We start from the raw sequence: 22,297 nt of genomic DNA, 5'->3' as shown, positions 1-22,297 counted from the left end.
GATCGCTCACCCGCGCGGATAGGGCCACGGGTTGAACCGGCAGGTCTTGCCGTCCATGGGCACGACGCCCTCGGGGTCGAGCCGCGCGATGTCGTCGTTGGCCGTTCCGAACGTCTGCTGCATCATCACCGGTGCCAGCCCGCCGTCGGTTTCGCACGGCTGATGCTGCTGGTAGCCGATGGCGTGTCCGACCTCGTGGTTGATCTGATACTGACGGTACGAACCGATGTCTCCCTGGAAGGAGATCGCTCCGCGCACCCATCTGGGTTCGTTGAGCACGACCCGTTCGATGCCGGGGTTGTAGCAGGACACCTCGAGTTGGATGTCGTATCCACACGCCTGCCGAATGGACATCTGCGACGTCAGGGAAATCCGAAAATCCGGGTCACCCTGATCGATACGCCGGAACGCGAAACGCGGGTCGTTGGTCCAGCTCTTGGGGTTGGCCAACGTCTGATCCACCAGACGGCCGAACGACTCGTCGCCGCCGAAACCGACGGTGTCCACACCGTCCTCGACCTCGACGGTATAGGTGAACACCCGCTCGGTTCCCTGGCCGACCTGCTCGGTGCTCCCGGCGACGGTGTGCCAGGTGCCTGCCCCCTGCACCGCGAACGGTCCACCGTCGGGCAGCTCACCGGACGAGATCGTTTCCGCGAAATTGCCGTCGGCCTGCGGCGGGACCCCGATGATTCCGGTTCCGGACGTATCGGAACTCAGCGTGCCGAACCCTGGGTCCTGCGAGGTGCCCTGAGAGGCGGTGCCGACAACCGGGTCACCGGCCCGAACGGCATCGACGACCACGAGCGCGGTGACGGCGATCAGAATCGGTACCGCGTACGCCCGCCAGCCGTAGGTGGCGGCGAACTTTCCCAACTTGGTCTGTTTACGCACGTCACGCTCGGGGCGGCGACTGCGGTCCTTGACCTCGCGCTGCGTCGGGTCCCACTGCGCGCGCAAGGGCTGATGCGACCCACGACCACCCACGCCTCGTGGAAGATCGTCCGACCGCTCGTCGAACCCGCCGGACTGCACACCGCCGCGAATTCGCGGCTCGCCTCGGTCAGTCACTCGCTCACGATCTCACAATCCTGCTCGCTCGCCGCTCGGCACGCCGATACCGGGGACGGATCTATCGGGCTCTCGGTACGACAAACATCGTACAAACAAACCATCCGATGTGATTCGAGATCGCCCGTTTCCGACAAGGATCCCCCAGGATCCCAGCGGTGCCGACGGCCACGAGTATCGTTGCCCGTGATCTGCGCTACGAGCGGTCCGAACCGAAGGCCACCCGCCGGAAGTTCACGCCGGACCGCACGTTGTCGAACCAAGACGAGCGCAGCTGTCGACGCGATGGGAACATATTTGATGACAGATCTCGACGACCGGAGGTCCTCCGACCGTCCGGCCACCACCGGCAACCGCCGCAGCGCCAGGCTGCCGCGTGATGCCCGTCGGGCGCAACTGCTGGCTGCTGCGAGCGAAATCTTCGTGACCCGCGGCTATCACGCGTCGGGAATGGACGAGATCGCCGAATGCGCCGGAGTCAGCAAACCGGTTCTCTACCAGCACTTCCCCGGCAAACTCGAGCTGTACCTGGCGGTACTGCAGAGCTACGTCGACACCCTCATCGCCGGGGTTCGTCAGGCTCTGCGTTCGACGACGGACAACAAGCAACGCGTCCGCGCCGCGGTTCTGGCGTTCTACGATTTCGTCGACACCGACACCCAGGGCTTCCGTCTGGTCTTCGAGTCGGATCTGATGGGTGACCCTCAGGTCAACGCCCGCGTGGAGCAGGCGACCGAAGCATGCGTCGACGCCGTCTTCGACCTGGTTGCCCACGATTCCGGACTCGATCCGTACCGGGCACGAGTGCTGGCCGTCGGCCTCGTCGGTGCCAGCCAGTTCACCGCACGCTACTGGCTCGAAGCAGATCGGCCGATCTCCAAGGAAGACGCCGTCGACACCACGGTTTCACTGGCCTGGGGCGGCCTGTCGCACGTTCCGCTGCAGTCTCCGTAACCAGCCGGTCGGGGATCCCGCCCACATACGCCACACGCCCCTCGTTCGAGTAGAACGAGGGGCGTGTGGTGTTACCGGCCGTGTCAGGTGGTTGCGAACCCGACCTTGCGAGGATCGGACGGGCCGATCTCGACGTACGACACCTTGGCGGTCTGGATCAAGAACTTGCGTCCCTTCTCGTCCTCCAACGACAGCACTCCGTCCTTACCTGCGAAGGCGGTCGATACGAGCGCTTCGACCTCGGCCGGGGACTGCGCACTGTTCACGACGAGCTCACGGGAACTCTCCGACACACCGATCTTGACCTCCACGGTCAACCTCCGAACTCTCGACAACTGACGCTGTTCTCGCCAGGCTAGTGCAGCCCGCGTGCCGCAGCCGCTTCCAGGCCTGTGCTGTCAGCGAACACCGGCGGGGACCGGCCCCGCCCGGTGCTCGATCGAGCCGATCAGTCCAACCCGAGCGAGGACATCCGTTCGGCATGCTGCTCCTGCATGCGATCGAACAGAGCGACGACCCCGTTGAGGTCGCCCGACGCGGTGATGACGAGATCGGTCAGCGACTCGCGCTGCGCGAGCACGAACTGGGCCTGCGTGATCGCCTCGCCGAGCAGTCGACGCCCCCACAACATCAGGCGTGCCTTGTCCTGGGAGCTCGCCCGGACCCGTTCGGACACCTCGTGGACGACGAACTCCGAATGCCCGGTCTCGGCCAACACGTCGCGGACGATCTCCGCGACGTCGGGGGCGAGGCTGTGCGCGATCTGCCGGTAGAAATCAGCGGCGATTCCGTCACCCACGTATGCCTTGACCAACGACTCCAACCAGGTCGACGGCGTGGTGGAGGCGTGGTACTCGTCCAGAGCCCGCACGAACGGATCCATCGACGAATACACGTCGAGGCCACGGTTCAACAAAGCCTGTTCCAAAGTCTCGAAGTGACTCATCTCGGCGGCGGCCATACTCGCCAGCGCCACCCGGCCTTCCATGGACGGAGCCATTCGAGCGTCCTCCGCCAACCGGTAGAACGCAGAGATCTCGCCGTAGGCGAGCACGGCGAACAAGTCGGGAACGCCCGGGTGATCGTGTGCGATCGCGGGCTCCCCTCTGTCCGGATCGCTCGACCCGACGAGGGCGGTGGATGCAACTGCGGGCGACGACGACTCCGACGAATGGGCTCCCATTCCACGAATCGTAGACCCGTGTCCGACGCCCCGTCGCGGGGCGCGTCACACCTGCCGCGACCCGTCGACCGTGGAGAATCGGGCCGGGCAAGCTACCATGGTGTCGATCGTTGCTCGCGGACCTGTCACACGGACCGAAAGCCGATGCGGCGATCATCGATAATGTGTGCGCACCTGATCCGGGTCGCCTCGAGAGCTTCGCCGCAGCGAACGTCACAGTTCGCGGCCGCGCTGAGGCTGACGGCGACATCACATCGGATTGAGGGCATCGACTTCGGCCGGCAATAGGCCTGTGCCCTTCCTTGTGCGTACGTTCGACCACGAGGAAGGCCAGTCCCCTGAGCAAGATAGTCGTAGACCAAGAATCCGAGACCGGCGACACGACCCTGTCGGCCCAACTGGACGACACGCATGTGCCGCCGACGTTCGCCGAGTTGAACGTCGACGCCGACATCGTTCGTGCACTTGCCGACATGGGTATCGAGCGCACCTTCGCCATTCAGGAGCTCACTCTTCCGCTGGCGATCGCGGGAGACGACCTCATCGGGCAGGCCAGGACCGGAATGGGCAAGACCTTCGGTTTCGGTGTGCCTCTGCTGCATCGTCTCGCCACGGAGAATTCCGGAACGACCCCGCTCGACGGCACGCCACGCGCGCTGATCATCGTGCCGACCCGTGAGCTGTGTGTTCAGGTCAGCTCCGACCTCGAGAATGCATCGAAGTACCTCAGCGGCGCGAACGGCCCGGTGAAGGTTCTTTCCATCTACGGCGGCCGCCCGTACGAAGCTCAGATCAGCGCGCTCCAGAACGGCGTCGACGTCGTCGTCGGCACTCCCGGCCGTCTACTCGACCTCGCCAAGCAGAACCACCTGATCCTCGGCAAGGTCGGCGTCCTGGTTCTCGACGAGGCCGACGAGATGCTCGACCTCGGGTTCCTTCCCGACATCGAACGCATCCTGGGCATGGTCCCCGACAAGCGTCAGACGATGCTGTTCTCCGCGACGATGCCCGGCCCGATCATCACGCTGGCGCGCACGTTCCTGACGCAGCCGACGCACATCCGGGCCGAAGAGGCGGAGTCCTCCGCCGTGCACGATCGCACCGCCCAGCACGTCTACCGGGCGCACGCACTCGACAAGGTCGAGATGGTCGCCAAGGTGCTCAAGGCGGAAGGCCGCGGCGCGACGATGGTGTTCACCCGCACCAAGCGCACCGCGCAGAAGGTCTCCGACGAGCTCGCCGAGCGTGGCTACTCGGTCGGCGCGGTCCACGGAGATCTCGGGCAGGTCCAACGCGAGAAGGCTCTCAAGGCGTTCCGCACCGGCAAGATCGACGTGCTGATCGCCACCGACGTCGCGGCCCGGGGTATCGACATCGACGACGTCACCCACGTCATCAACTACCAGTGCCCCGAGGACGAGAAGACCTACGTCCACCGCATCGGCCGTACCGGCCGTGCAGGGCGCACCGGTATCGCCGTCACCCTCGTCGACTGGGACGATATCCCGCGCTGGCAGCTGATCGACAAGGCCCTGAATCTGGGTATGCCGGATCCGGTCGAGACCTACTCGAGCTCGCCGCATCTGTTCGCCGAGCTCGATATCCCCACCGATGCGACCGGCACCGTACGCAAGGCGGCACCCGCGCGAGCCGCGGAGCAGGCCGCTGACAAGGCCCCCGAATCCGAGTCCGCAGCACCGTCGGCAGAGGCATCCGCACCGAGCAAGCCGCGCCGCTCACGCAGCCGCCGTCGCACCCGCGCGGGACAGGACGGGGACCAGGCCTCGACCTCGACCGACTCGGCCAACGCCTCCGCATCGACCGCGAACCCTGTTGCAGCACAGTCGGATTCGACCGATTCGTCGACAGCGGAAGCGTCGACCAAGACCGCTCCTCGTCGCCGACGCCGTCGCCGCACGAGCGGATCGTCCGCCGAGACCGGGCCGTCGACGGCGAGCGCGTCGGAGTAGTCTCCAGCCGTGCTGGCTCCAGAACGTAGGTCGAGAACCGATCTCGTCGTCGCGGTAGTCATCGCGGTGACGGTGGTCGTGGCCGCGAGCGTCGCCTGGCTCACGGGTGACGCTCGGGGCACCACCTCTGTCACGGCCGACAATCCTCTTGCGCCGTCCGAGGCGGCCGCCTCCGTGCCCGCCGCCCTGTCCGAGTTGTGGCGGGCACCGAGTTCGGCGACGGATTCGACGCATACGCCGGTTCCGGTCGTGACCGGTTCGACAGTCGTGACCGGCGATGGCGGTTCGGTGGTCGGCCACGACCCCCGTTCCGGCGACCCGGCGTGGTCGTACTCGCGAGACCTACCCCTGTGCTCGGTGATCGCCTCCTGGAACACTGCCGTCTCGGTCTACCGCGACGACCGCGGTTGCTCGCAGGTGACCACGCTCGACGGATCGACCGGCGTCCGCACAGCACAGCGCACGTCCGACGCAGACGACTCGGTGTACCTCTCGTCCGACGGCACCTACGTGACCTCGCGAGGCGACACTCGGATGGAACTGTGGCGCTCGGACATGGTGCGCACACTCGAATACGGGCGCGTCGATGCTCCGGTCAACCCGGGTACTCAGCCGAGAACCGGATGCACGTTCCTGTCCACCACGTCGTCCAATTCGCGGACGGCAGTGCTCGAACAGTGCCCGGGTGAGCCGGCCGCACGACTGTCTCTGCTCAACCCTGCCCCCAAGGATGCGAGCGAACCCGAGGAGTACGGATCCTCGGTGGTCCCGGATCTCGTCACCTCGGCGCAGGAGCCGACATCCGGACGCGTCCTGGCTCTGACGGGAAGCCTTGTCGCGCTGTATGTTCCGTCCGCAAACGGTGCCCCTGCGCGCATCGCGCTCTACGACGACACCGCCACGGCCGTCTCCGAGTTCGTTCTCCCCGCGGGCCTCGGCCCAACATCCGCACCGCCCGCCTCGCCGGCAGCGAAACAGGGTTCGGTGTTCACCTGGTTCACCGGCTCCGGAGTGCAGGCACTGAACTCCACCGACCTGACTCCGGCGTGGTCCATGCCCGGGGCCCTCGGCAGCGGTGCCGTCATGGCCGGCAGGCTACTGGTTCCCGTGCCCGACGCGATCGCGGTGGTCGAGCTCGCCACCGGCACGGTGATTGCCGAGATTCCGATCGATCGCGGCGACTACGACGGACCGGTGCAGACCTCCGTGATCGGCGATGTCGTCGTCGAGCAGCGCGGTTCCGACCTGGTCGCGCTGGGTTGATCGAGGACGGCTGATCGAGGCCGGCCGATCGGAGGAGCTACTCCGCGGGGTCGTACGTCTTCAGTTCCGCTGTGCCCTCCCAGTGGGCCAACAAGTTCTCGGCCAGCTCGCGATACGCCTGCGCGCCCTTGTTTTTTCGCCCCGACAGCACTGTTGCGCCGGATGCACTCGCCTCCGCGAAACGCACCGTCCTGGGAATCGGCGGAGCGAGGACCGGCAGCGAGTACCGGTCGGAAACATCGCCGAGCACGTCACGGCTGTGGGTGGTACGGGCATCGAACAGGGTGGGCAGTGCACCCAGCAGTGCGAGGTCGGGGTTGGTGATCTGCTGCACCTCGGACACCGTCCGCAGTAGTTGTCCGACGCCGCGGTGAGCGAGCGTCTCACACTGGAGCGGGACCAGAACCGATTGCGCTGCAGTGAGACCGTTCAGCGTGAGAACACCGAGCGAGGGTGGGCAATCGATGACGACCACGTCGAAATCCTGCAGAATCGGTGCCAGAGCACGCCTGAGTGCGAACTCGCGACCGGCGCGCATGAGCAACAGCGCCTCCGCACCCGCGAGGTCGATCGTGGCGGGCAACAGCACGATCCCCTCCGCCGTCTCGATCAGCACGTCCTCGACCTGTGCGTCCCCGGTCAATACCTCGTGCACCGACGAGTCGAGCTTGTCCGGGTTGTGACCGAGCGAGAACGTCAGGCATCCCTGCGGGTCGAGATCGACCACCAGAACGCGTCGGTCGAGTGCGTGCAGCGCGGCTGCCAGCGAGGCGACCGTAGTGGTCTTGGCCACGCCGCCCTTCTGATTCGCTACCGCAAGAATTGTCGTCACGCCCTGATCCTTGCCTAGATTCGCCGCTCGAGCGAGGTTTGTCGGTTCCGGGCGCGTCAGTGCATCACGATCGGCGGCGCGGATTCCTGAGAAACGTGCTTGGTTCGGGGCAGGAAGAACGCGGGCACGAACGTGATGACGATGAGCACCAACGCGACCATGAAGGTGGTCCCGAACGCGCGCGCCGAGATGTCGAATGCTTCGAGCTGGCTCGAGGCCGTCAGCGCCGGCTTCTGCTGCGCGGTCAACACCACCGACATCAACGCGGTTCCGATCGATCCGGCGGCCTGCTGGACGATGTTCATCAATGTCGAACCGCGAGCGACTGTTTCGTTCGTCAACGTCTGCAGCGCAGCAGTCATGATGGGCATCATCGTCGAGCCGAGCCCCAGCCCCATGACGAACAAGGCTCCGATCAACAACGTGTACGACGTGCTGGTGCCGACCTGGGTGAACACCGCCATGCCTGCGGTGATCAGGACCATGCCCATCAGCACGATTCGTCCTGGACCGGTCTTGTCCGCGATCACTCCGGCGATCGGCATGGCTATCATCGCGCCGATACCCTGCGGTGCAAGAAGCAGCCCGGCCGACAGTGTGGACTCGCCGCGGAGCAGAAAGTAGCTGGGAAACAGCAACCCTGCGCCCATGAACGCGACCATGAAGAAGGTGGTCGTGATGACTGCGACGGTGAGTGAACGGTTCCGGAAGAGCCTCAGGTCGATCAACGGATGCTCGACGCGCAGAGCGTGGAAGACGAACAACACGATCAGCACCAGGCCCACGATGACCGGAACCAGCACCTTGACGGCCAGTACGGTCTCGGTTTCGACGACCGACGACGCACCGTAGAGAAACAGGGCCAGACCGGGCGAGAGCATCAGCATGCCGCGGAAGTCGAACGATTCCGACGGGGTCGGATTGTCTCGCGGAAAGATCACGATTGCGGCGATCAGCGCGAGAATGCCGATCGGCAAGTTGATGAGGAAGATCCAGTGCCAGCTCGCGGCCTCGATCAGCCAACCGCCGAGGATGGGGCCCGCGATGGGCCCGATCAGCATCGGCACACCGAGCACGGCCATCACCCGGCCGATCCGTTCGGGGCCGGCGGCACGCGTCATGATCGTCATGCCCAGGGGCATCAACATGCCTCCGCCGAGGCCCTGCAGTACGCGAAACACGATCAACGACGTGATGTCCCAGGCGAAACTGCACAGCACCGAACCGAGTACGAACAGCACCAGTGCCGTGATGTAGAGACGCTTGGTGCCGAAACGGTCCGCAGCCCAGCCCGTCAACGGGATGACGGTGGCCAAGGCGAGGGTGTAACCGGTCATCGTCCAGGCCGCGTTGGCATACGTGGTCTCGAACACGTCGGTGAACGTCCTCAAGGCCACGCTGACGACGGTGACGTCGAGAATCGACATGATCGCGCCGAGAACGACGACACCGGCGATCTTCAGCAACGCTCCGTCGAGCTTCTCCGGGGCACCGGAGGGCGCGGGCTTCTGCAAGTCGGTCATTGTTCTCCAGATCGATGAGAAGAGCTACGAGGTCAATGCAGTGAGCACACTGACGGGCAGGACTGCGTTGCCTGCGACGGTGAAGATCCAGAAGAGAATAACCGTCCGGTAGGTCTGGACTCAATCGCGTTTTCGGACACATCCACCGGTTCGGTATGACGAAGCCCACACCCGACCGGCAGGCATGATCGTGTGCATGACCAACCACGGAGCCGTCGAGGCCGGCCGAGTCGTTCTACTCCGTCACGGGGAAACCGAATGGGCCCTCGCAGGTAAGCACACCGGAAACACCGATGTTCCACTCACCGCGCACGGTGAGCAGCAGGCAGTCGAGGCCGGCTCACTACTGACTCTGCTGAATCTGCGCGACCCGGTGGTCATCAGCAGCCCGCGCGAACGGGCCCGTCGAACAGCCGATCTCGCGGGGCTCGAGGTCGATCGAACATGGGATGCACTGTCGGAGTGGGACTACGGCGACTACGAGGGCATCACGTCGTCGGAGATCCACGAGACAGTGCCGCACTGGACCGTCTGGACGCACCCGTGCCCGGGCGGAGAGTCGATCGGTGACATCGCTGTTCGCGTCGAACTGGTGTTGTCCGTTGTTCTTCCACTGCTCGAAGGCCGGGACGTGGTGCTGGTGGGACACGGCCATTTCTCGAGAGCACTGATCGCCGGCTGGACGGAAGCGTCCATCACCGAAGGAAAGCGCTTCGCATTGTCCCCGGCCGCCTATTCACTGCTCGGTTTCGAGCACTCCTTTCGACAGCTCATCGCCCACAATGTTCACCCCTCGATTCTCTCTGCAGCCACCGATCGCTCGATCGGCACCGAACCGACCGGAGGACCACGATGATCCGACGCGCCACCGAAGACGATGTATCCGCCATCTGCGGGTTGGTCCACGAACTGGCGGAGTACGAGAAGGCGTCCTCGTTGTGCACGGTCCGAGACGACCAACTTCGGTCGGCTCTGTTCGGTGAGAATCCGTCGGTGTTCGCGCACGTCGCCGAGCACGACGGCGTGGTGGTGGGGTGCGCTCTGTGGTTCTTGAACTTCTCCACCTGGGACGGGGTCAACGGAATCTATCTGGAGGACCTCTACGTGCAGCCGGACGCACGCGGCCATGGGTTCGGAACCGCACTGCTGGCAGCGTTGGCGGCCGAGTGCGAAACCAACGGCTACACGCGACTGACCTGGTCGGTGTTGGACTGGAACACCCCGTCGATCGGGTTCTACCGAGCGTTGGGCGCGCAGGCTCAGGACGAGTGGACCACATTCCGATTGACCGACGGTGCCCTGAGGGACCTGGCAGCGACAGCGTCCTAGAGACGCGGTTCGTCGTCGACGTCGCTGTACTCGGCCGCCATCCACTGCGACGAGGGTGGACTGAACAGCAGCACCAATACCGCAACCACAACGATTCCCAGAACGATGCCGTAGACGGTCTGATGTGAACCGGTGAGCAGCGACCACACGACGGGAAGCAGCAATAGCTGGACGACGGTTGCCAGTGCTCTCCCCCACCGTTTGCCGAGAATCAGGGCGACGCCTGCAGCCCCGACGCCGAGGCCCAGCACGCCGAACCACCCGGCCGTGCCGTACCCGTTGGCGACAGCGTTGTCGCCCTCTCCGGAGACCGCGCGCACGACGAGAACGAAGGCCGCGACCAGCGAGACGGCACCTTGTGCTGCGACGAGGACCCCGGCGGATCGAAAAGTGGCCGGTGGGGTGAGGTTCTCGGGTTGGGTGGACACGGGACCAGCCTAGGCAACCGGGAGTGGAGCCTGCGGAACGACCCAGGTGGTGCCGGTGGCACCTGCGGAACGACCCAGGGGCGCGAGTGGAGCCTGCGGAACGGCCCGGGTGGTGCCGGTGGAGTCCGCCGAGCCACCCGGTTAGTGTTTGTTCCTGTGCGTGCGCTGCTGATCGTCAATCCCAATGCGACTTCTACGACGGCTGCAGCTCGGGATCTGTTGGCTCATGCATTGTCGAGTCGGTTGCGGGTGACGGTGGCGCAGACGACGCATCGTGATCATGCGTCGGAGTTGGCTCGGGGTGCCCGTGAGGACGGGGTGGGCCTGGTGATCGTTCACGGGGGTGACGGCACGGTGAACGAGGTCATCAACGGTCTGCTCGGGGTTCCGTTGCCGACGTCGATGCAGGCGGTGACGATCGGCGCGATTCCGCCTATTGCGGTCGTTCCCGGTGGTAGTGCGAATGTGTTCGCGCGCTCTCTCGGAATCGAGGCGGATCCGGTAGCGGCCACGAATCAGTTGATCGGTCTGCTGGATGCGCGGGCGCGGCGGACGGTCGGTCTGGGGCATTGCGACAACCGGTGGTTCACGTTCAATGCCGGGATGGGTTTGGACGCGGAAGTGTGTCGGGCCATCGATGCGAGCCGGAAGGACGGTACGCCGGTGTCGGCGACGCGTTATCTCCGGTTCTCGGTGCAGGAGTTCTTCAAGCACAAGCGTCGTCCGGCGCAGTTGACGGTGGAGGTTCCCGGGCGGGATCCGTTCGAGAACGTGCACTATGCGTTCGTGTCGAACTCGAGTCCGTGGACCTTCTTGAACGATCGTCCGGTCCATACCAATCCCGGGACCGCTTTCGATTCGGGTCTCGGCGTGTTCGCGATGCGCTCGACGGCACTGTTCCCCACGCTGCGGGTGTCGCGTCAGCTGTTGGCCAAAGGTGCAGAACCGAAGTCTCGCAAGTTGATTCGAGTCGACGACGTCCCGAGTGTTCGAATCACGTCTGCAGAACCGATGGGGCTGCAGATGGACGGAGACTATCTGGGTGAACGCACCGAGGCGGAGTTCTTCTCGACTCCCGACGCATTGGATGTTGTCGCGCCCGTCACGTGAGACCCACTGTGACCTGCGCGCGAAGATGCTCGATGGGCAATTTCCTGCGAAATCACGAGCAATATCTGCCGAGTCGGGGTACAAAGGAGCGCAGAAGGCTAAAGCGAGCCTAACAGAGTGAGCTTGACCACGGTCACGCGCGTATCCCTTGACTTCACCTGAGTTCGTGAAAGCATTCACAAGCAACAGTGCGGAAACATTGGTTACCCACTCGTGAAACAGAAGAGAAACGAAACGGCGCTTCGGCGCCCGGTAAGGAGCAGAGGATGGACTGGCGCCACAAGGCAATTTGTCGCGATGAAGATCCGGAACTATTTTTCCCGGTGGGAAACAGTGGTCCGGCGCTCGCGCAGATCGCCGATGCCAAAGTCGTCTGTACTCGGTGCCCCGTCACCGCAGAATGCCTGTCCTGGGCACTCGAATCCGGCCAGGACGCAGGAGTATGGGGCGCAATGAGCGAAGACGAGCGCCGTGCACTCAAGCGACGCAACGCACGTACGCGCGCACGTAGCTCCGTCTAGGACGCAGACACACAACACTCGGTAGGCCCGGTATCCGCTCAGCGGATACCGGGCCTTCTGCATGTCGAACTGCATAGCGGCGCTTCCACGGATCGGGCGTTCTTACGTCACAGTGCGGCCGGTTCGTAACGCACTGTTCACGAGCGGCCCGTCAGGCTCGCGGCACCCGACGGCCCAGTGGCACTCGCAGCATCGCGTCGGTGCCACCTCCAGGAGCCGGATGCAGGCCCAGAGAACCGTTCAGTTCGACCGACACCAGAGTGCGCACGATCTGGAGCCCCAGTCCGTCCGAACGCTCCAACGAGAACCCTGCGGGCAACCCGCGGCCGTCGTCGTGGATGGCGACGTCGAGCCATTTCGACGAACGATCGGCACCGATACGCACCACGCCGACCGACCCGGCGTCGAACCCGTGCTCCATCGCGTTCTGCACCAGCTCGGCCAACACCATCACCAGCGGCGTCGCCCGCTCGGCGGAGAAGACACCGAGTTGGCCGTCCCGGACCACCCGCACCCGAGGGTTGACGGTGGCGATGTCGAGCATGATCGGCACCAACCGGTCGACTATCTCGTCGAGATCCACTTCTTCGTCGACCGACATCGACAGCATCTCGTGCACCAGCGCGATCGACGTCACGCGGCGAACGGATTCGGACAACGCGGTACGAGCTTCCTCGTTCTCGAGCCGCCGCGACTGCAGCCTCAGCAGAGCCGCCACGGTCTGCAGATTGTTCTTCACCCGATGGTGGATTTCGCGAATCGTCGCGTCCTTGCTGAGCAGCGCACGGTCGCGGCGCTTCACCTCGGTGACGTCTCGGACGAGTACGGCTGCGCCCGCGGATCGACCGTGCGGCTGCAGTGCCAACGTGCGCACCAGAACCGTCGCGCCGCGGGCGTCCACTTCCATTCGGTGCCCGACGTTGCCGGACAGTGACGACCGGATATGGTCGGCCACTTCTTGCGAATCGAACGGGTCGGTCACCAGAGACCGCGTCACCGACGCGAGGTCACGGCCCGACAGTTCCGTCGTCAAACCCATCCGGTGGTACGCCGACAGCGCATTGGGGCTCGCGTAATCCACCCGTCCCTCGGTATCGATGCGGATGAAGCCGTCGCCGGCCCGCGGCGACGAGTTGACGTCGGTTCGCTCTTCCGGCGTCGGAAACGTTCCCTCGCTGATCATCAGGCACAGATCGTCCGCACATTCCCGATACGCGACCTCGAGCGCACTCGGCGGACGAAGCTGGGCCGGATTGGTGTCGCGGGTCAGCACGGCGATGACGTGCTCTCCACACCGCACGGGAATGCTCTCGCTGCGGGTCAGAACACCACCCTGCACGATCTTTCGCTGTTGCAACGCGACGAGCACTTCGGGGTGCTCGGACTCGGAGATGGTCGTCCCCACGATGTCGTGGGTGAACACCGTCGGCGCGGTGGTGGGTCTGCACTGGGCGACACACAGCACGTCCGCCGACCCGTCCGAGACATCGTCGGTACCGACCCAGAGCAATACGTCCGCGAACGACAGGTCGGCCAGGAGCTGCCACTCCCCTACGACGCGCTGCAGATGGTCCACCGCGGCACCGGGCAGATCGGTGTGTTCGGCCAGCAGGTCACTGAGGGTCGACACGGGATCTCACGCAGCCGTCGGTCAGGACACCACAGCGATGAGATCGCCCTGTTGAATGACATCCCCCACTGCGACGTCCACGGATGTGACGGTTCCTGCGGTCTCGGCGAGCACGGGAATCTCCATCTTCATCGACTCCAGCACGACCAACGTGTCACCGACCTCGACGGCATCACCGCGGGCCACGACCACCTGAAACACCGTCGACACCATCTCCGCACGAACATCCTCGGACACCGGCGAACCCCTCTCTCACGACACCTCGAACCGCGGCGGGCACACACCGGAGACCATGCCCGTCACAGTAAGCCAATCACACGTGGGAGACTGTAGTGAACAAACGAGAGGAGCCCATCATGGGAAAGCGTGGACGTAAGAAGCGTGCTCGTAAGGGCAACAAGGCCAACCACGGCAAACGTCCCAACAGCTGACGTTCTGCCACCAGCCACGAAGGGCCGAGAAGCACTGCTTCTCGGCCCTTCGTCGTCGGTACGAACAGGTTATTCGGAGTCGACGCTACGGGTCAGCACCGTGCGGCGGATTTCCACGCTGAGTCGCTCGCGAAGCCCGGCGGGCGCTTGATCTCCGCCACATTTACGGGAGATCAGCCGCTTGACCTTCTCTTCGATGCCGTACGCCTCGAAGCACGATCCGCACTCGTCGATGTGCTTCTGCAACCGTTGCCTGCTGGCCTCGTCGCACTCGTTGTCCAACATGATCCATACGTCCGCGATCACGGCCGAGCAATCCAGTCGCTCGAATTCGGCGTCGGCTCCGCCGTCGCCCACAGAACCGCCGCCGATGATGTCATCGCCGGAATCACCGGTGCGCGTCACTGGACTACCTCCTGCTCGTGCCGGTCGACTGCGCCGTCCCGGTTGAATCCACGGTCGCGGGCCACACCCGCCAGCAAACCTCGAAGTTGCTTACGCCCACGATGCAAGCGCGACATCACCGTTCCGATGGGCGTTCCCATGATCTCCGCGATTTCCTTGTACGGGAAACCCTCGACGTCGGCGTAATACACCGCCATGCGGAATTCCTCGGGCAACGACTGCAGAGCGGCCTTGATGTCGTCGTCCGGCAGTGCGTCCAGCGCTTCGACCTCGGCCGAGCGCAGTCCGGTGGACGTGTGTTCAGCGGTCGCGGCGAGCTGCCAGTCACTGATCTCGTCGGTCGGGTACTGCGCCGGCTGACGCTGCTTCTTGCGATAGGAGTTGATGTAGGTGTTGGTCAGGATTCGGTAGAGCCACGCCTTGAGGTTCGTGCCCTCACGGAACGACCGGAACGCCGAGTAGGCCTTCACGAACGTCTCCTGCACCAGGTCCTCGGCATCTGCGGGGTTGCGCGTCATCCGCAGCGCGGCACCGTACAGCTGGTCGAGCATCGGCAGCGCGTCACGCTCGAAGCGTTCGGTCAGCTGGGCCTCGGTTTCGGCTGCTCGCTGCTCGGCGATCGCCTTCTCGTCCGCTTCGGTGGGAGTCCTGGCTTCTGTCACGCTGATCCCTTCGGTAGCTTCCACCGCCCAGGCTACCGCGCCCGAAGTCGGCTTCTGCGACGAGATCACCCCCTTGATCGCCAAGGGACGTCCCGCGGTCAGCACTGCCATTCGTCATTCCTTCCGCCTGCATCCGTATCTGCCCTGTCACAACACTGCCGCGCGCCGCGGTGTTCCCGTCGCAGTCGATAGAGTCCGACGAATGGCTGCGTCGACTCCCGCTCTTGCGCTGCTCACCGCACAAAAGGTGGCGCATACCGTGCACACCTACGAGCACGATTCGCGCACGCAGTCGTTCGGCAGCGAGGCCGCCGAGATTCTGGGCGAGCGCCTCGGCGTGCACCCGGAGCAGGTGTTCAAGACCTTGGTCGTCGAACGCGCAGATCGTTCGCTGGCCGTCGCGGTGGTCCCCGTCACCGGATTGCTCTCGTTGAAAGCGGCAGCAGCCGCTCTGGACACGCGGAAGGTAACGATGGCCGACAGAGCTGCCGCCGAACGGTCGTCGGGCTACGTGTTCGGTGGAATTTCTCCGCTCGGTCAACGTAGATCCCTGCCCACCGTCATCGACGACTCGGCACTCGAGTTCGACCGTGTGCTGTGCAGCGGGGGTCGCCGCGGCCTGGAGATCGAACTCGCTCCGGCCGATCTGATTCGCCTCACGCGCGCCGTCACCGCGCCCATCGCCGCACACTGACCGCCGATGAGCGAAGATGGACCGGTGAGCACTTGGACAGCCCCCGCCGCCGATGGACCCATCGACGCGACAGTCACTCTGCCCGGATCGAAGTCGATCACCAATCGCGCGCTGATCATCGCCTCGCTCGCATCCGGCCCGTCGACCGTCACCGGCGCGCTTCGCAGCCGCGACACCGACTTGATGATCCATGCTCTGGAGACACTGGGCGTGCAGGTGGCCGCCGACCGCAACGATCCGACGTCTCTCCGTGTGACACCGGGAACGCTGCACGGCGGATCCGTCGAGTGCGGCCTGGCCGGAACGGTCATGCGTTTCGTCCCGCCCCTGGCCGCGCTCGCCGACGGCGTGGTGTCCTTCGACGGAGACGAGCAGGCTCGCATCCGGCCGCTCGACACTATCCTCGACGCACTGCGCGCTGTGGGTGCCGACGTCGACGGCAGCGCGCTGCCGTTCACGATGCGCGGTACCGGTTCGCTGCGTGGTGGATCCGTCGAGATCGACGCCTCGGGGTCGTCGCAGTTCGTCTCGGGTCTGATGCTCTCGGCCGCGGCGTTCGACGAGGGAATCGAGATCCATCACATCGGTAAGCCCGTCCCGTCCATGCCGCACATCGACATGACCGTGGAGATGCTGCGCCGTGCGGGCGTCCGAGTCGACACCCCGGAATCGAGCGGAGACGCGAACACCTGGCGCGTGCATCCCGGTTCGGTGACCCCCGTCGATTGGAGCATCGAGCCGGATCTCTCGAACGCCACCCCGTTCCTCGCTGCCGCCGCTGTCACCGAAGGTGTTGTGCGAGTACCGAATTGGCCTGAGTCGACGACTCAACCCGGTGACGTGTTCCGCGAGATCCTCACGCAGATGGGCGCGGTGGTCGAACTACGCGCAGGGGTGCTGACCGTCGAAGGTCCGAACACGTTGCGCGGCATCGACTTCGATCTGCACGACGTCGGCGAGCTGACCCCCACCGTCGCAGCACTCGCCACCCTGGCCGAGGGGCCGTCCATCCTGCGCGGCATCGCCCACCTACGCGGTCACGAGACCGACCGACTGGCCGCACTGACGACCGAGATAGTGCGCCTCGGCGGGCGAGCGGTCGAAACCGACGACGGCATTCGCATCGATCCCGCACCGCTGCACGGCGGCACCTGGCACTCCTACGCCGACCACCGCATGGCCACTGCCGGCGCGATCGTCGGACTCCGCGTCCCGGGCGTCGAGGTCGACGACATCGGCACCACCGCCAAGACTCTCCCCGGCTTCGAGAACCTGTGGGACACGATGTTGTCCGCTTCCACACCCAGCGGGGTCGGATCCTGACCGCGCGCCGCTACGACGAGTCCGACGTCCGCATCCGGCCGGGCAAGAGTTCGCGTCCGCGCACCAAGACTCGACCCGAACACAACGACGCCGAAGCCGGCATGGTGGTGTCCGTGGACCGCGGCCGCTGGGGCTGCGTACTCGACGGTGACCCGTCTCGGCCGGTCGTGACGATGCGGGCCCGCGAGCTGGGGCGAACTCCGATCGTGGTGGGCGACGAGGTCGGCATCGTCGGAGATCTGTCGGGCAAGGTCGACACTCTGGCCCGAATCGTGCGCGTGGCCGAGCGGCGAACGGTGCTGCGCCGCACCGCGGACGACACCGACCCGTTCGAACGCGTCGTGGTGGCCAACGCCGACCGACTGCTGATCGTCGCAGCGCTTGCCGATCCACCTCCCCGCACCGGCTTCGTCGAGCGCGCTCTCGTCGCGGCGTATGTCGGCGGACTCGAACCGGTGCTGTGCCTGACCAAGAGCGATCTCGCTGCACCCGACGAGTTCACCGCGTCGTTCGCCGATCTGGACGTCCCGGTGGTACTGGCGGGCCAGTCCGAGGACCTGACCGAACTGACCGCCATGCTGACGAACAAGGTCACCGCGCTCATCGGACACTCCGGTGTCGGCAAGTCGACACTCGTCAACAGACTGGTGCCCGACGCCTATCGCGCGACCGGGGTGGTCTCGGGCGTCGGCAAGGGCCGCCATACGTCGACGCAGTCGGTGGCGCTGCCGCTACCGGGCGGCGGATGGGTGGTCGACACTCCCGGCATCCGGTCGTTCGGACTGGCGCACATCTCGCCGGAGAACGTCGTGGCCGCATTCTCCGACCTCGCCGAGACCATCGAGGACTGCCCCCGCGGCTGCACTCACCTGGGTCCGCCGGCAGATCCCGAGTGCGCTCTCGACACGCTCACCGGGGATGCAGCACGACGGGTGGCTGCCGTACGGCTCCTGCTGGAAGCGGTTCGAACGAACGAAACCTGGTAGAGACCCACGGGGTCTGTACCAGGCTTCGCTGCTCGAAATCGGAGTCGGTCAGGCTGCTTTGCCGACCAGTCTGCGAATCCCCTTGCGCTTCTTGGTTTCTGCGATCGCGGTCCGAAGGCCACGCCGCTTTCCGGTGTCGGGGTCGACGGCGAACAGACCTGCAGGTGCCTGTTCCCATTTACGCTCGGACGCGGTTTCCGGCGCGTCGTCGCTGGTCGCCTTCAAGTACTTGTTCGGAAGCGACAGCTTGGCGATGGTTCGCCACGACAGGAAGTACTGGTGCACGATCGAACCGGTCGTGTACGGCAGGTCGTACTTCTCCGCGAGCTCGAGAACCCGAACCTTGATCTCCCGCAGACGATTGCTGGGTAGATCGGGGAACAGGTGATGCTCGATCTGGTAGCAGAGATTGCCGCTCATGAACTCCATGACCGGACCGGCGTTGAAGTTCGCGCTGCCCAGCATCTGACGCAGGTACCACTGCCCCTGCGTTTCGCCTTCCATGTCCGACTTGGTGAACTTCTCGGCACCGTCGGGGAAGTGCCCGCAGAAGATGACGGTGTTGGTCCACACGTTGCGCATCATGTTGGCGACGATGTTCGCCGTCAGCGTGCTCTTCCAGGCAGGTCCGGTGAGCAGTGGATGCAGGACGTAGTCCTTGCCCATCTGCTTGCCGACCTTCTCGAGGACCTCGCGACGCTTCTGCTCGAATTCCTCGCGTGGGACGCGGCCCTTGGCCACCTTGCCCAGTTCCAGATGCTGCAGCGCCACGCCGTACTCGAAGAACAGCTGCAGCAACAGGTTGTAGACCGGGTTGCCGATGTTGAACGGCTTCCAACGCTGGTCGCGGGTGACGCGCAGCAGGCCGTAGCCCACGTCGTCGTCCATGCCCAACACGTTGGTGTACTTGTGGTGAATGTAGTTGTGCGTCTGCTTCCAGTGCGCCGAGGGCCCGGTGTTGTCCCACTCCCACGAGGTGGAGTGGATCTCCGGATCGTTCATCCAGTCCCACTGGCCGTGCATGACGTTGTGGCCGAGCTCCATGTTCTCGATGATCTTCGCGACCCCGAGCATGGCGGTACCGACCAGCCATGCCGGGCGGCGGCGACTGGCGAACAGGACTGCACGTCCGCCGATGTCGAGCGAGCGTTGCAGCCGAATCGTGTTCTTCACGTACCGGGCGTCGCGTTCACCACGGGACGCCTCGATGTCTCGCCGAATCGCATCGAGCTCGTGGCCCAATGCTTCGATGTCGGCGTCGGTCAGATGCGCGTATTCCTTGATGTCCGAAATCGCCATGGGAAACAGCCTCCTGGCAGTTGTGAACACACAGCGTGCGGTAGTGAGCCGTGTGCATTTCCGTCACCTACCGTATCGTAACTTACGGTCGCGTAGGTTACGGGCGCGAATCTGTGTGACGATTCACAATCAGGCGGTGACGTCCGATCGCCGGAGCGCCTTCGCCTGTCGTTTGGCTTCTTTCTTCGCATTGCGCAGAGCTCCTCGCGCCTCCTGCATCGCCGAGCGCAGTCCACGGCGCTGGCCGGTGAGCGGGTCGATCCGAAGTGCGTGCACGGTCGGAGAATCGCCGACGCGCCAACGCCGCTCCGACGATGTCTCGGGCGCGTTGTCCGAGGTTGCGCGCAACCACTTGTCGGGCAGCGACAGCTTGTGGATGGTCCGCAGTGCCAACAGGTACTGCTTGCCGAGCGACCCTGTCGTGTACGGCAGGTCGTACTTGTCGCACAGCGCGTGCACCTTCTCTGCGATCTCCGAGTACCGATTGCTCGGCAGGTCCGGGAACATGTGGTGCTCGATCTGGTAGCAGAGGTTTCCGCTCATGAACGCCATGACGGGGCCGGCCTCGAAGTTGGCACTACCGAGCATCTGCCGCAGGTACCACTCGGGACGGGTCTCGTTCTCGAACTGACCGATCGTGAATTTCTCGGCACCGTCGGGAAAGTGACCGCAGAAGATCACGGCGTAGGCCCAGAGGTTTCGAACCAGGTTGGCCGTGGCGTTGGCGGTCAACGTGGACTTCCACGCCGGGCCGGACAGGGCCGGGAACAGGATGAAGTCCTTGCCGACCTGCTTGGCGATCTTGCGCGCGAAAGCGCGGGCCGCCGGTGACTTGAAGAGGCCCTTTTCGTGTTCCCCGTCGAGCTGCTTCTGAGCGTCGTAGTCGTGCAGCGCGATGCCCCACTCGAACGTCGTCGCCAGGACGATGTTGGCGAGCGGCTGAACGAGGTTGATCGGCTTCCACGGCTCGTCGCGGGTCATCCGTAGGATGCCGAAACCGATGTCGTCGTCCATTCCGACGATGTTGGTGTACGTGTGGTGCGAGTAGTTGTGCGCCCGCTTCCACTGCTCCGACGGTCCGGTCTGGTCCCACTCCCACGAGGTGGAGTGAATTTCCGGATCGTTCATCCAATCCCACTGGCCGTGCATCACGTTGTGGCCGAGTTCCATGTTCTCGATGATCTTGGCGACGCTGAGCATCGCGGTCCCCACGAGCCATGCCGGCCGGTACTTGCTGCCGAGCAGCACGGCGCGTCCGCCGAGCTCGAGCATGCGCTGAGCTCGGATGGTTCGGCGAATGTATGCGGCATCGCGTTCACCGCGACTGTCCTCGACGTCGCGGCGAATGGCGTCCAGTTCGCGCCCGAACGCTTCCATGTCTTCTTCGGTCAGGTGAGCGAACTCTTTGATGTCGGTGATGGCCACCGGGTCCTCCAACAGTTGTGTGCGGCGCCCGAAATACCGGGGTTCAGCGTGGGCAACCTACGTGAGCGTAACCCAGCAGCCTGAGAAGGCAGTGTGCGAAAAACAGACCTACAGTTCCAATGTGCAGTCACCCGCGGCTGCGGAAATGCATGTCTGGACGCGGTCACCCTCGCTGTGTTCCTTACCGGAACGTAGGTCGATCACATGTCCTGCCGTCAACGGCACCACACACGTCTGGCAGATACCCATACGGCAGCCGAACGGCATCCGAACACCCACATTTTCGCCTGCTTCGAGCAGTGTGGTCGCCCCGTCCGCCGCCGCTTTCTTGTCGGACTTGGAGAACGTGACGGTTCCGCCCGAACCGGACGTATCGGCGCGTGAGATCTCGAACCGCTCGAGGTGCAGCTTGTGCTCGATGCCCTCGCGCTTCCACGTCTTCTCGATTTCTTCGAGCAGTGCCGCGGGACCGCAGGCCCAGGTGTCGCGGGTACGCCAGTCGGGGTACAGCTCGTCGAGCGAGGACAGAGCGAACTTGCCATCGGAACGCGTCAACTGCACGTGAGAGGTGAACTCGGGATGCGACTTCTCGAGGGCTGCGAGTTCGGCCGCGAACATCACCTCGTCCTCGGTGGGGGCCGAGTGGATATGCACGGTATCGGGCATGTCGCCGTGGCGATCGAGTGCTCTGAGCATCGAGATGACCGGGGTGATGCCGCTACCTGCGGTGACGAAGAGAATCTTGGCGGGCGGCGGAACGGGCAGTGCGAAATTGCCCTTCGGTGCCGCCAGTCGCACGATGGTCCCCTGCGGCACGCCGCCCACCAGGTGTGACGAGAGGAACCCTTCGGGCATCGCCTTGACGGTGATGGAGATCAGCTTGTCTTCCCAGTTCGGCGGCGAGGTCAGTGAATACGAGCGCCAGTGCCACCGACCGCCGAGATGCAGTCCGATTCCGATGTACTGACCCGGCTGATAGTCGAAATTGAAGCCCCACCCGGGCTGGATCACCAGTGTCACCGCGGTAGCGGTTTCTTTCTCCACGCGTACGACGCGGCCGCGCAGTTCACGGGCCGACCACAACGGGTTGGCGAGGTGCAAGTAGTCGTCGGGCAGTAAGGGAGTGGTGATGCGGGTGAAAGCACCACGCAGCATGTTCAGCCTCGGCCGCTTGGGTGCCGAGACACCGGCCACCGGGGCCTCCAACCACTTCTTCAGATCCATCGGGTGTTCCCCATCCCCTCGATCGTCGTACCGA

General features: G+C 64.7%; 24 protein-coding genes. 11 read left to right on the top strand and 13 right to left on the bottom strand.

Annotated elements, in window-relative coordinates; genetic code table 11:
* Nucleotides 1–6: 6 nt before the first annotated feature.
* Complete coding sequence (locus CH266_RS10500; protein WP_370878773.1) at nt 7–1,035, bottom strand: DUF3152 domain-containing protein; 1,029 nt, start codon at nt 1,033–1,035, stop codon at nt 7–9.
* Between the two features lie 336 nt (nt 1,036–1,371).
* Here CH266_RS10500 and CH266_RS10495 point away from each other — a divergent pair, with 336 nt between their 5' ends.
* Nucleotides 1,372–2,025 carry a TetR/AcrR family transcriptional regulator gene (locus tag CH266_RS10495; RefSeq protein ID WP_027496534.1) on the top strand — a complete coding sequence of 218 codons (654 nt, stop codon included), beginning with the start codon at nt 1,372–1,374 and terminating at the stop codon, nt 2,023–2,025.
* A gap of 83 nt (nt 2,026–2,108) precedes the next feature.
* Here CH266_RS10495 and CH266_RS10490 read toward each other — a convergent pair whose 3' ends face one another.
* Nucleotides 2,109–2,336, bottom strand: a complete 228-nt coding sequence (locus tag CH266_RS10490; RefSeq protein WP_027496533.1) for a DUF3107 domain-containing protein — start codon at nt 2,334–2,336, stop codon at nt 2,109–2,111.
* 137 nt (nt 2,337–2,473) lie between these two features.
* Nucleotides 2,474–3,208, bottom strand: coding sequence for a ferritin-like fold-containing protein (locus CH266_RS10485; RefSeq protein ID WP_255175883.1), 735 nt, complete (start codon nt 3,206–3,208; stop codon nt 2,474–2,476).
* A gap of 302 nt (nt 3,209–3,510) precedes the next feature.
* On the opposite strand from CH266_RS10485, the gene CH266_RS10480 reads away from it, so the two are divergent.
* Both CH266_RS10480 and CH266_RS10475 read left to right on the top strand, forming a co-directional pair.
* A complete protein-coding gene (locus tag CH266_RS10480) occupies nt 3,511–5,178 on the top strand; it encodes a DEAD/DEAH box helicase (protein ID WP_094715266.1) in 1,668 nt (555 codons plus the stop codon).
* A gap of 9 nt (nt 5,179–5,187) precedes the next feature.
* On the top strand, nt 5,188–6,441 hold the full coding sequence (locus tag CH266_RS10475) for an Rv3212 family protein (RefSeq protein ID WP_094715265.1): 1,254 nt from the start codon (nt 5,188–5,190) through the stop codon (nt 6,439–6,441).
* A gap of 37 nt (nt 6,442–6,478) precedes the next feature.
* On the opposite strand, the gene CH266_RS10470 is transcribed toward CH266_RS10475, so the two are convergent.
* Nucleotides 6,479–7,273, bottom strand: coding sequence for a ParA family protein (locus CH266_RS10470; RefSeq protein WP_094715264.1), 795 nt, complete (start codon nt 7,271–7,273; stop codon nt 6,479–6,481).
* A gap of 56 nt (nt 7,274–7,329) precedes the next feature.
* Complete coding sequence (locus tag CH266_RS10465) at nt 7,330–8,796, bottom strand: DHA2 family efflux MFS transporter permease subunit (RefSeq protein WP_032372689.1); 1,467 nt, start codon at nt 8,794–8,796, stop codon at nt 7,330–7,332.
* A gap of 196 nt (nt 8,797–8,992) precedes the next feature.
* Between CH266_RS10465 and CH266_RS10460 the strand changes: the two genes are divergently transcribed.
* Both CH266_RS10460 and CH266_RS10455 read left to right on the top strand, forming a co-directional pair.
* Nucleotides 8,993–9,652: an acid phosphatase gene (locus tag CH266_RS10460; protein ID WP_204879550.1), complete on the top strand. Its 660-nt coding sequence runs from the start codon at nt 8,993–8,995 to the stop codon at nt 9,650–9,652.
* Nucleotides 9,649–10,125, top strand: coding sequence for a GNAT family N-acetyltransferase (locus tag CH266_RS10455; RefSeq protein ID WP_094715263.1), 477 nt, complete (start codon nt 9,649–9,651; stop codon nt 10,123–10,125). Before CH266_RS10460 ends, CH266_RS10455 begins: the two co-directional genes overlap by 4 nt.
* Here the strand turns inward: CH266_RS10455 and CH266_RS10450 are convergent.
* Nucleotides 10,122–10,553: a hypothetical protein gene (locus tag CH266_RS10450; RefSeq protein WP_027496526.1), complete on the bottom strand. Its 432-nt coding sequence runs from the start codon at nt 10,551–10,553 to the stop codon at nt 10,122–10,124. The two genes, CH266_RS10455 and CH266_RS10450, sit on opposite strands and share 4 nt — an antisense overlap.
* Nucleotides 10,554–10,709: 156 nt before the next feature.
* Here CH266_RS10450 and CH266_RS10445 point away from each other — a divergent pair, with 156 nt between their 5' ends.
* A complete protein-coding gene (locus CH266_RS10445) occupies nt 10,710–11,663 on the top strand; it encodes a diacylglycerol/lipid kinase family protein (protein WP_027496525.1) in 954 nt (317 codons plus the stop codon).
* Between the two features lie 266 nt (nt 11,664–11,929).
* On the top strand, nt 11,930–12,184 hold the full coding sequence (locus tag CH266_RS10440) for a WhiB family transcriptional regulator (protein ID WP_032366305.1): 255 nt from the start codon (nt 11,930–11,932) through the stop codon (nt 12,182–12,184).
* Nucleotides 12,185–12,335: 151 nt separating this feature from the next.
* On the opposite strand, the gene CH266_RS10435 is transcribed toward CH266_RS10440, so the two are convergent.
* Together CH266_RS10435 and CH266_RS10430 are read right to left on the bottom strand one after the other, a co-directional pair.
* Nucleotides 12,336–13,814, bottom strand: a complete 1,479-nt coding sequence (locus CH266_RS10435; RefSeq protein WP_094715262.1) for a sensor histidine kinase — start codon at nt 13,812–13,814, stop codon at nt 12,336–12,338.
* 21 nt (nt 13,815–13,835) lie between these two features.
* Complete coding sequence (locus CH266_RS10430; RefSeq protein ID WP_027496523.1) at nt 13,836–14,051, bottom strand: biotin/lipoyl-binding carrier protein; 216 nt, start codon at nt 14,049–14,051, stop codon at nt 13,836–13,838.
* 119 nt (nt 14,052–14,170) lie between these two features.
* Between CH266_RS10430 and CH266_RS26110 the strand changes: the two genes are divergently transcribed.
* A complete protein-coding gene (locus CH266_RS26110) occupies nt 14,171–14,245 on the top strand; it encodes a 50S ribosomal protein bL37 (protein ID WP_370878772.1) in 75 nt (24 codons plus the stop codon).
* 69 nt (nt 14,246–14,314) lie between these two features.
* Here the strand turns inward: CH266_RS26110 and rsrA are convergent, their stop codons facing one another.
* Together rsrA and CH266_RS10420 are read right to left on the bottom strand one after the other, a co-directional pair.
* Nucleotides 14,315–14,602: a mycothiol system anti-sigma-R factor gene (gene rsrA / locus CH266_RS10425; protein WP_027496522.1), complete on the bottom strand. Its 288-nt coding sequence runs from the start codon at nt 14,600–14,602 to the stop codon at nt 14,315–14,317.
* A gap of 44 nt (nt 14,603–14,646) precedes the next feature.
* A complete protein-coding gene (locus tag CH266_RS10420; RefSeq protein ID WP_230591196.1) occupies nt 14,647–15,423 on the bottom strand; it encodes a sigma-70 family RNA polymerase sigma factor in 777 nt (258 codons plus the stop codon).
* 91 nt (nt 15,424–15,514) lie between these two features.
* Here CH266_RS10420 and ybaK point away from each other — a divergent pair, with 91 nt between their 5' ends.
* The 3 genes from ybaK to rsgA are packed head-to-tail and all read left to right on the top strand — an operon-like array spanning nt 15,515 to nt 18,315.
* Entirely contained in the window at nt 15,515–16,006 is a 492-nt protein-coding gene (gene ybaK / locus CH266_RS10415; RefSeq protein ID WP_032387172.1) for a Cys-tRNA(Pro) deacylase, read from the top strand.
* 6 nt (nt 16,007–16,012) lie between these two features.
* The gene (aroA, locus tag CH266_RS10410) at nt 16,013–17,329 is read left to right on the top strand and encodes a 3-phosphoshikimate 1-carboxyvinyltransferase (protein WP_032366303.1); all 1,317 of its coding nucleotides are present in this window, start codon (nt 16,013–16,015) and stop codon (nt 17,327–17,329) included.
* Nucleotides 17,281–18,315 (top strand): ribosome small subunit-dependent GTPase A, encoded by a 1,035-nt coding sequence (rsgA, locus tag CH266_RS10405; RefSeq protein ID WP_176457065.1) that lies wholly within the window; start codon nt 17,281–17,283, stop codon nt 18,313–18,315. The genes aroA and rsgA overlap by 49 nt, the downstream gene beginning before the upstream one ends.
* A gap of 48 nt (nt 18,316–18,363) precedes the next feature.
* On the opposite strand, the gene CH266_RS10400 is transcribed toward rsgA, so the two are convergent.
* From CH266_RS10400 to CH266_RS10390, 3 genes are all read right to left on the bottom strand, one after another.
* Entirely contained in the window at nt 18,364–19,614 is a 1,251-nt protein-coding gene (locus tag CH266_RS10400) for a fatty acid desaturase family protein (RefSeq protein ID WP_032370715.1), read from the bottom strand.
* Between the two features lie 129 nt (nt 19,615–19,743).
* Nucleotides 19,744–21,039 (bottom strand): fatty acid desaturase family protein, encoded by a 1,296-nt coding sequence (locus CH266_RS10395; protein WP_094715261.1) that lies wholly within the window; start codon nt 21,037–21,039, stop codon nt 19,744–19,746.
* Nucleotides 21,040–21,147: 108 nt separating this feature from the next.
* Nucleotides 21,148–22,263 carry a ferredoxin reductase gene (locus CH266_RS10390; protein ID WP_027496515.1) on the bottom strand — a complete coding sequence of 372 codons (1,116 nt, stop codon included), beginning with the start codon at nt 22,261–22,263 and terminating at the stop codon, nt 21,148–21,150.
* Nucleotides 22,264–22,297 lie beyond the last annotated feature (34 nt).

Origin of the sequence: Rhodococcus sp. 06-1474-1B, from assembly GCF_002258885.1 — a bacterium.
GTDB classification, from domain to species: Bacteria; Actinomycetota; Actinomycetes; order Mycobacteriales; family Mycobacteriaceae; genus Rhodococcoides; species Rhodococcoides fascians.
This window is presented reverse-complemented; position numbering and strand designations above follow the sequence as displayed.

Bases quoted from the DNA above. Each gene is read 5' to 3' on its own strand.
- CH266_RS10485 (WP_255175883.1), bottom strand. From the start codon at position 3,208: ATGGGAGCCCATTCGTCGGAGTCGTCGTCGCCCGCAGTTGCATCCACC.
- CH266_RS10495 (WP_027496534.1), top strand. From the start codon at position 1,372: ATGACAGATCTCGACGACCGGAGGTCCTCCGACCGTCCGGCCACCACC.
- CH266_RS10440 (WP_032366305.1), top strand. From the start codon at position 11,930: ATGGACTGGCGCCACAAGGCAATTTGTCGCGATGAAGATCCGGAACTA.
- CH266_RS10420 (WP_230591196.1), bottom strand. From the start codon at position 15,423: ATGGCAGTGCTGACCGCGGGACGTCCCTTGGCGATCAAGGGGGTGATC.
- CH266_RS10465 (WP_032372689.1), bottom strand. From the start codon at position 8,796: ATGACCGACTTGCAGAAGCCCGCGCCCTCCGGTGCCCCGGAGAAGCTC.
- aroA (WP_032366303.1), top strand. From the start codon at position 16,013: ATGAGCGAAGATGGACCGGTGAGCACTTGGACAGCCCCCGCCGCCGAT.
- CH266_RS10390 (WP_027496515.1), bottom strand. From the start codon at position 22,263: ATGGATCTGAAGAAGTGGTTGGAGGCCCCGGTGGCCGGTGTCTCGGCA.
- CH266_RS10400 (WP_032370715.1), bottom strand. From the start codon at position 19,614: ATGGCGATTTCGGACATCAAGGAATACGCGCATCTGACCGACGCCGAC.
- CH266_RS10455 (WP_094715263.1), top strand. From the start codon at position 9,649: ATGATCCGACGCGCCACCGAAGACGATGTATCCGCCATCTGCGGGTTG.
- CH266_RS10460 (WP_204879550.1), top strand. From the start codon at position 8,993: ATGACCAACCACGGAGCCGTCGAGGCCGGCCGAGTCGTTCTACTCCGT.
- ybaK (WP_032387172.1), top strand. From the start codon at position 15,515: ATGGCTGCGTCGACTCCCGCTCTTGCGCTGCTCACCGCACAAAAGGTG.